The 9,309-nt window shown below is 49.9% G+C and carries 5 protein-coding genes; all 5 read right to left on the bottom strand.

Annotated elements, in window-relative coordinates:
• On the bottom strand, positions 1 to 1,095 hold a 1,095-nt coding region (locus tag HKN79_08595), incomplete at its 3' end, for a hypothetical protein (protein ID NNC83623.1).
• Between the two features lie 112 nt (positions 1,096 to 1,207).
• Entirely contained in the window at positions 1,208 to 3,544 is a 2,337-nt protein-coding gene (locus HKN79_08590) for a choice-of-anchor B family protein (GenBank protein NNC83622.1), read from the bottom strand.
• A gap of 99 nt (positions 3,545 to 3,643) precedes the next feature.
• Positions 3,644 to 5,758, bottom strand: a complete 2,115-nt coding sequence (locus tag HKN79_08585) for a hypothetical protein (GenBank protein NNC83621.1) — start codon at positions 5,756 to 5,758, stop codon at positions 3,644 to 3,646.
• Positions 5,759 to 5,832: 74 nt separating this feature from the next.
• Positions 5,833 to 8,139, bottom strand: a complete 2,307-nt coding sequence (locus HKN79_08580) for a family 16 glycosylhydrolase (GenBank protein ID NNC83620.1) — start codon at positions 8,137 to 8,139, stop codon at positions 5,833 to 5,835.
• A 74-nt stretch (positions 8,140 to 8,213) separates the two neighbouring features.
• Positions 8,214 to 9,309: T9SS type A sorting domain-containing protein (locus HKN79_08575; protein NNC83619.1), on the bottom strand; the 1,096-nt coding region annotated here is incomplete at its 5' end.

The following is a 9,309-nucleotide window of genomic DNA, read 5'->3' as shown; positions in this document are numbered from 1 at the left end:
GTGGAGAATATCCTCAATATCCACTGCTGATTCTACGGCCTGACACAATTCCATATTCAGGCTATCCGGATTGGTACTTTTCGGATAGAAGTGCATCATAGCTGCATCTGCTGCAAAGGCTCCTTGTCCAAAGCGATCGATGATCACTTGATTCCAAGGTTCACCTCCGAGGTCCCGGCTTCCATTGACCGCGACCTTGGCATTGGGAAAGCGCTGGCGGATCATAGGGATGATTGACTCGCATTGATCGGCATAGAAATCCACGTCAGGTAGGCAATCCTCGCAGATATCCGTGTAGAAACACGCGGTACTCGGTAAGAATTTCCCGTAGCGTCTCAGATGGAGTTCATTCCCGAGTTCAAAGGAGAACTCTCCCGGATAGGACGTGCAATCCCCACAGTACTCATACAGGATCTTATCGAGCTGTGCTTCTGCCCGCTGTACACCATTCTGTTTCATTAGTAGGCGTTTCTCCGTAGTGGATTGACCTGCAGTCTCAGCTTCGAGTTGTGGAGAACCTACATAGTATCTGGGATCGAATATGCCCAGTACGAATAGTTCATCGAGGTCTATTCCGTCCTGACGTAGCTCCAGTATGGCCGAGCGGTATGAAGCCAATGTGACCGTTGTGCTGGAGTATATGGATGAAAGTGACTCGTAATCAAGTGTGGCGGCCATGCCGCTGCATCCGATCTGGGCCGAGTAATTCCTTCCGATCAAGGATCCTTCACACAAAGTCAAGAGTTCTACCTCACCAGCTGCATTGTAGACCTGCTGTACCTCATCTTCCCAAATCCAGTAGTTGGCAGGTGTACCGCCTGGAAATCTGAGAAGGCCGGGTTTGAAATCCGAGATCTTATCACAGAGTGCAGCGTTGTTCCAATCAAAGGTGGTGGGTGAAAGTTCCGGTTGCTCACAGAAGGGTTCTTGATGGTCACTTCTGATACGGGCATTGAACCCGAACCGAGGATTCTCCTTCAGTTCACCCCATTGCACAGCCACAGCTTGCTGCTGGGAGTACACCTCAGGTGAATACACGTTGAATACTATGATACAGAATAGGACGTAGAGACGCCCTATGCCTTGGTCAGTCATGATCTATACCTCAATGCTAAAAAGCCTCTACCTCTTAAGAAGCTGATACTTAAGCAAATGCAAAATAGAGCATTATAGTGCGTGCATCAAGACCCTAGTTTTCAACGTGTTATTAACGAGATATGACGGAAATCATCTGAGAATAGACATGATCTTCAGCTTGCATTCGAATCAAGTACACACCTGATTGATAGATGTTTACATCATCCAAGCGAAGTTCTTGTCCAGAAGACAGCATGGAGATCGATCGTGAATAGATGGATTTGCCGGAAATATCATAGACCTCGATCAACAGGTCCTCCAAGTCCATATTGGAGGCAATCTGTATAGATTTCCCATCGAATGGATTGGGATAGACTGTCCATAGCTCCTGCCCCGTCAGATGCGATCGGCTCTTCAATTCATTCGCGGAGAATGTACCTCCTGGAGGAGTGTAGATACCTGTTAATGGATCGAAATCAGGTGTGTTGAAGATCTTGGTCTCCGACCATGGGCTGACCTGTCCGTCACCTGCCTCACAGTATGTACGCACCCGCCATTGGTACCGCGTATTGGGATCCACATCGGATCGCTGGAATTTGATCGGCCACTTGAAGAAATCCTGGCCGGGTTTTGTACGCTTGGAGATCAAGCTAGTATCAGCTCCCACTATGGGAGTATTGGTGGTTAGATCCCGGATGGCCCAGAACTGGATATCCACTGCACTGTTGTCTTCAGCTGTGTACTTGATCTGTGGTGATTCCTTATACCACTTGACCTGCACACGATCGATATTGCCATCAGGAAAGGGTACCGGCTGCTGGGATTTGGTTAGATCCACGGGAGCTGAGGAGAATAGGGCGCAATCGGGACCCGATTCAACACAGAAACCGGTCGTCTCCGAGCTGGCGAAGGAACCTCCGCTGGCCAGAACGTTGCCCGCTGCATCGGTCAGGGAATATGACCCTTCCCCATACCCGCAACAGATACCGTCTCCGAACGAGTCAAAGAAATTGAGGTCAAAACAACCATTCGACAAACAGAATTCTTCGATGACTGTAGAGCCATCAGGCTGGGATCCATAGGCTCCTCCTGATTCCACGGGTGTTCCCCCTGCATCGGTCACCGTCCATGTGGTCTCTTCTGGATAATTGTCCAAGATGATGGTCAATGTCATATCGTTGATGCATGGCAAGGGACAGTCAAAACAATCCACGCCACCGCAATCCACACCGGTCTCATCTGCATCCTGTACACCGTTGGTACAATGCTCCGCCAAGGGTTCACTGGCCCTCACGATGAATAGCCCATCCTCGATGGAGGAGATGACGATGTTGCCACTCTCAAAGTAGGGATAGTTGCTCCATGCCCCATTGAATCCCGTTCCATCGCTGTTGGGATAGACATCGAAGAATCCGACCTCGGTCAAATTCCCATTGGCCACATCACTGATATCCAATACACGTAGTCCTGCTCTATAATTGGCCTCGTAGGCCCTATCACCTTTGATGTAGAGATTGTGATCGATAGCACCGGTAGGGCCTTGGTAATAGCCTAGGAAAGAAGGGTTGTCCAGATCCTCGATGTTCCAGATATAGGTACGGGTATTGTGCCCAGCACTGTTCTCATCCAACTCATCGTTCATCATGTAGAATCTATGGTCCTCTGTGGCCCAACCTTGGTGGGTATAGGCGCTACCTGTGTAGCCGGTACGTGAGAGTTGGCTCGGATCGGTCTTGTCCGATACATCGATGATGGTGAAGGTATCTTCATTGGAAGCAAAAGCGATCTCTTTACCCTGGTGTTGGGGGTCCGGACCTATGTAGCTCACCACTTGGGCATCGTGAGTATAGCCATCGGCAGAGAATCCACCAGCAAGAGTTGGGCTTGAAGGATTAGATATATCCACGAAATGCAGGCCACCGCTGTAGGTCCCTGTACCTACTCCGTACGCGTATCCACTCGCCTCATTGATGACGATGTTATGCGCATTTCCAAATCCAGAGTAATGGGCCGTATTTGAGAAGGTCACCGGAGGAGAGGTGACACCTCCCAATTGCGTCAGATCGAAGACCTGCATCCCATGGCCACCGGCTTCTGATACGATGAATGCATGATCATTGTACACTTTGACATCTCTCCACAGACTGTTGGAAGTATGTGTAGGGAGATTACCGACCAATTGAGGATTGACAGGGTCACTGATGTCTACAAATGCCGTCCCATCGGTCAGACCTATGATCACATACTCCTTTCCGGATTGAGGATCGGTCCAGCCCCAGATGTCATTGCCTTCTACATTGAAGCCCCCTCCGAGTTGAGCCACCGAAAGATGGGCTACGAGGTCATATCCACTACAGGGATAGATTCCCGCAAAACCGTCCACACATGGAGCAGTTACTTGTGATATCGAGGATTGAGCAAAAAGAATCAAGGCACACGTGGTGCCAAAAGAACGTATAGCGCGCATGAAAAATGGGATGTTAAAAGTACCTGTTCGTCTCTGTCTGTAAGAAGGTCCCGTAAAGATAGTGCCCAAGCGGAAGCCCAGCAATTCTTATCTAGGGGTTCAATGGACCATGAAAGGAATGGATTCCCACTCACCATTTGAAGAATAGCGGATCACATACACACCTGCAGACCACGTACCTGAACCTTGTAATATCACTTGATCGGCAGCGACCCGGGTCTCTATCTCCAATCTTCTTCCTGTCAAGTCGAAAAGGGAGAAATGCGACTCGGCTGGGATATCTCCGCTGATCACGAGTCGTGCTTCATCCGGATAGGGCCTAAGGCTCCATGTGTCAGCATCGAGTCGTTTACTTGGGTCTTCTGGACCGGAAGTAGAGAATACTCCGGTGCTCGGGTCGAAATCCGGTGTGTTGAAGATCTTCACCTCACTCCAGGGACTCTCTTGCCCTTCCCCGTGTTCACAAGCACAACGCACTTGCCATTGATAGCGGATATTCGGATCGACCCTATTCGCATTGTTCACACCGTCTGCTCTGAATTTCAGCGGCCATTTGAAGATCTCCCTTGGCGTGATCCCATCGGCTTGGAATTTCTTCTTATCGACAAGCAGGATGGTATCCGGATCGGATATGGTCCCGGTCACCTCGCCCGTCTCGGGATCCAAGGTCTTCTTGGCCCAGGCCTTGATATCACAAGCAGCTGCGTCCTCATCGGTATATCGTACTTCTGGACTGGACTTATACCATTTGATCTGGACCCTATCCCGTACTCCATTCACCGGGTCGAAGGATTTATTGAGATCCACCGGAGCGGTTTCGAATTCCAAGCAGTCTTCGGAATGGGTTCCCAAATCCACAAAAACGCTTTCTGCAAATTCAGAACAATTGGCCTCATAGTGGATCAGTACAGTATATAATCCCGTGGTCACAGGAGCATAGTCTTGAAAAGTGGCCAATGGAAGGGCCTCGCCTTCCAAATACCATTGGTACGCGTTTCCGGCACTGGCCGTGAGGGTTGTATCTGCATTGACCGTGATACTAGGATCATTATCTGAACAATCCGCATCAATGATGCGATAGATCATCGAGCCTACCTGGTTGGCCGCATAGAGTTCTCCCAGATAATCCTCGCCTATGCAGGTCCATCCGAATCCCAAAGTAGTAGTGACTTCGAACCCGACCCAATTATCCCCACCATCCTGCTCTAAGGACCAGAATTGACCGGAACAGTAATCCACATAGAAATACTTCCCAAAAAGCTCTGGATAGGCTGAGCCTCGATAGACGTATCCGCCTGTGACCGAACAATGACCATCATCATGGGAATACTCGGCTATGGGCGGGACGAAGGCCGACATGGGGGGACAATCCACACCGTAGCCAGCATGATTCCCCTCGTAGCATCGCCATCCGTAATTCTCTCCTCCTTGGCTTCCTGCGGGCTGATGATCGATCTCTTCCCAGGTGTATTGCCCCACATCTCCTAGATAGAGGTCTCCATTGGAGCGGTCGAATGAGAAGCGCCATGGATTCCTCAGACCTGAGGCCCATATCTCCGGCAAAGTGTCTGAAGAAGTTCCGACAAAGGGATTATCACTGGGTACTTCATAGGGGAAATTTCCATCTACACGAATGCGAAGCATCTTTCCCAACAGCGAGCTCATGTCCTGACCATAATCCAGAGGATCTTCACTGGAACCCCCATCGCCCATACCGATATAGAGATAGCCATCCGGGCCGAATCTGAGGCAGCCTCCATTGTGATTGTTGAAGGGCTGATCGATCTCCATGAGTTCTACCAGTGAGGCCGTATCGACACTATCGGGATCCGAGCTGACCTGCATTCTCGCGATACGCGTATCACTGTCCAGGCCGATATAATTGAGGTAGAGATATCCGTTCGTATCATAGGCGGGATGGAAGGCCAGGCCTAAGAGACCGCGCTCCGAATTAGAACCTCCAGAAATCACTATGGAAGTGATGTCCAAGAACGGAGTTGGATCAACGGTGCCATCCGGTCGGAGTATCTGTATGGTCCCTCCTTTCTCTACAACGAATAGTCGCTCATCACCGGCATGTACGATATCCACCGGCTTATCGAATCCGCCCGCAAAGGGTATCAGATTGATATCTACATCCGTTTGAGTATGCGCCTCGATACCCAGAAAAATTAGGGTGCAAAGGCTCAGAAATATATGCGTGTGTCTAGTCATTCTACAGAAATACACTGCAAGATAGACCATAGAAGGGCCGTTGAAAAGGGAGGATTTGATCGAAAAGGCGAGTCCTACTCTACCAGAAGTCGCATAACATGGAGTCCTTCTGCGCTTTCGATCTCGAGTAAATACAGGCTTGGTACAAGCCCCGTCTCCAACTGTAAGTCGGTACTTCCTTTGACTCCTGTGAGGCTGAGTACTTGGTGCACCCTACCTGTAAGATCGACTATGCGCACCTGCAGGTCCATTGCGTGTTGGGCATTGTGCGTCAGACGGATGGTATGGTCAGAGGTCGGATTGGGAAATATTCCATATTGGACCTGACCGATGGTCCTATTCGATTTGCTTGAAGGCGTGAATACTCCGGTCATCGGGTCGAAATCCGGTGTGTTGAAGATCTTGACCGCAGACCATGGCGACTCTTGCCCTAGGCCTTGCTCACAAGCACAACGCACCTGCCATTCGTAGCGGATGTTCGGTTCTGCCCTGCGTGAATTATTTACGCCATCGGCCCTGAATTTTATCGGCCATTTGAAGATGGATCTCGCTGAGCCATCCGTGTAGTTCTTCTTGGCATCGAGGATGTAGAGCGTATCGGGATCCTGTATTGCAGCACCTATTGGATTTCCAGTCACGGGATCCAGATTACGTTTAGGCCAGAACTTGATATCGCAAGCAGCGGCATCTTCATCGCTGTACTTGATCTGTGGTGAATCCTTGTACCATTTCACCTGTACCCGGTCCTGCACCCCATTGACCGGATCGAATGACTTCGTCAGATCCACCGGTGCTGTATCAAAGACCGAGCAATTGCTAGGACAGGCCTCGCAGGATTCCCAACAGACCGGACCATAGGTCATATTCCCGTTCACAGTCAGAGTGCGGTTCACGAAGGACCCGGTAGTCATGACACATTCCTCCGTCCCATTGAAATTTTCTTGATCGGTCCAATTGTCCACCGCAAACTTGAACTCGTAGAAACCTTGAGGAAGAATGATGGACTGCTCCCAGATATCATCTCCGTCAACATCGCTCATCTGATCGCACACCCCACACCAATCATTGAAGGTGCCATTGACTTCTGGAGTGGTATATGGCGAATTGTAACCCGTCATATCCACTTGGAATTGCACCAGATATTCGCAGCTTCCATCATCTACTTGAGCGTCTGGATTGTAATTGACCGCTGATGCATCGGTGCAGCCTTGTTGATCGGCAAAGCAGGTCTCACAACTGTTGAAACAAACGAGATCGAGAATCTGATCCTCAGCGGTCACTTGGGCAAAGCGATTCACATATACAGTACCATCGGCATAGGTCGTCAAGCAACATGAGGTCTCCGGTGGGAAGTCCTCGATCAGGCCGTTCCATCCGTTGGTCGTGAATTTATATTCGATAGGTCTAGGGGGCAGAGCAAGAGTCAGCTCCCAGATTCCATTGCCCATATCTGTCATGGGATTGCAGTCCCCACACCATCCGTTGAATGTACCATTGACATAGACGATATCCGTAGGTGCAATGCTTTCATTGGACATATCCACACGGAAGGTCGTTTCGGGCACATAGCCGGGATCGAGTTGATATACGCGTACATAGTCCACTTGGATATCATTGGGAAAGGTCGTATTGGCGTTCGGACCACTGCTGGTGATCGCGAGATTGAGTATCAGATACCAATCATTGGTATTGAAAGGCCAATTCAGGTGAGCGGGATAATCCGAAGGGGTCACACTGTGGAACAATACGCCATCCACATACCAAGCAATGTAATCGGTGAACCACTCTACACTATATACATGGAAATCGTCTGCATAGGAACCTGAGGCGATGGCGGTATTCCCCGCTTGGTAGGTGCTTCCTTCCCCACAGTTACCCATGTGCGCGGCACCGGTGGTCACATTGCTGTTCCCATCATTTCCCCATTGCTCCATGATGTCGATCTCCCCGGTCTCAGGCCAGCAACCCCCGGCCAACATCCAGAATGCCGGCCACATGCCCTGGCCATCCACCGTCTTGATGCGTGCTTCGACCTTTCCATGTAGGAATTCGAACTTGTCTCGTGTGATGATCTTGGAAGAAGAATAGTAGTATGGCTCGAAATTGCTGTATTCATCCGCTATACCTTGCGGTTCTTCCCGGGCTTCGATCTTAAGGACCCCATTTGAGAGAGAGGTGTTCTGCTCTTGATAATACTGCAATTCGCTGTTGCCCCAGCCATACAGACCTTCTACATAGCCATTGCCTCGACTGTGAGACCATTTAGAAGTATCCAATGCATTTCCATCGAATTCATCTGACCACAGCAGCTGCCAATCCTGGCCGAAGCTGGACAGACTGGCTCCTATGAAGAACAGTATGAGAAATTGAATCGTGCGCATTGTATACCCCCAAAAATAACGAAGGAGGCTACCCTGACCAGAGCAACCTCCTACGTTCATATCACAAATTATGACTACCTAACCACAAATCTTGCATTCGTTACAGACCCCTGAGACTCCAGATTGATGAAGTACATACCAGCGGCCAAAGTCTTATCGAAATCGATATTCATCGTGAGCCCTTTCACGGGACCCGTATATCGGTGTACCATTTCTCCGCTCAAGCTGTAGACGATCATGTCTACAGGTCCTTCGGTGACCTCATCCAATGTGAGGGTGATGGTATTACCGTCAGAAGGATTGGGGAAGAGATCGAACTCGATGGCTCCATCGAGCACCTTCCAATCTCCGTTTATATACTGCGCTCCAGGAGGAGGAGTATAGATACCAGTTGCTGGATCGAAATCCGGAGTATTGAAGTTCTTCTCTACAGACCAAGGGCTTACCGGTCCATTACCTGCATCACAGTAAATACGCACTCTCCAGCGATATCGGGTATTTGGATTGATATCCGGGCGAATGTACTTGACCGGCCACTTGAACAAGTCCTTGTTCGGCTTGGTGCGCTTTGAGAGCAAGGTCGTGTCACCATTGGTAATCGGGGTGTTGGTCACCAGATCACGGATCGGCCAGAACTCTATGTCGACCGCAGTATTGTCATCTGCAGAATACTTGACATCGGGAGTGTCTTTGTACCATTTGACCTGCGCACGGTCGATATCCCCATCAGGGAAGGGTACAGGCTGTTGGGACTTGGTCAGACCAACAGGAGCTGAGTCGGCAAGTGTACAAGGAGCTGCACAGGCAGTGCAGGACTCGAAACAGACCATATCTACGATGGCATCTCCATTGACGTCCAATACCCTATTGGTGAATTCACCGGTTGTAAGCGTACACTCTTCGCCTCCAACGAATGATTCGTCATCTGCCCAGTTATTGATCTGGAACTTGTACTCGTTCTGCCCGGCAGGCATCAACACCGTACCGGTATAGGTTCCATCTCCATTGTGAGTAAGCATGTTGCAATCACCACACCAGCTGTTGAACTGACCGCTTACGAACACACTGGAATCTCCAACGATCTCCGGACCTTCATATTGATTCATATCCACTGAAAGGGTGATGTTCCCTGGGTCTTGGGCCAGGTCACAGGTCACACAGGCCTGGAAA

The sequence above is a fragment of the Flavobacteriales bacterium genome (assembly GCA_013001705.1).
GTDB lineage: Bacteria > Bacteroidota > Bacteroidia > Flavobacteriales_D > JABDKJ01 > JABDLZ01.
The sequence above is the reverse complement of the archived record's forward strand: the minus strand, read 5'-3'. Positions and strand labels throughout refer to the sequence as shown.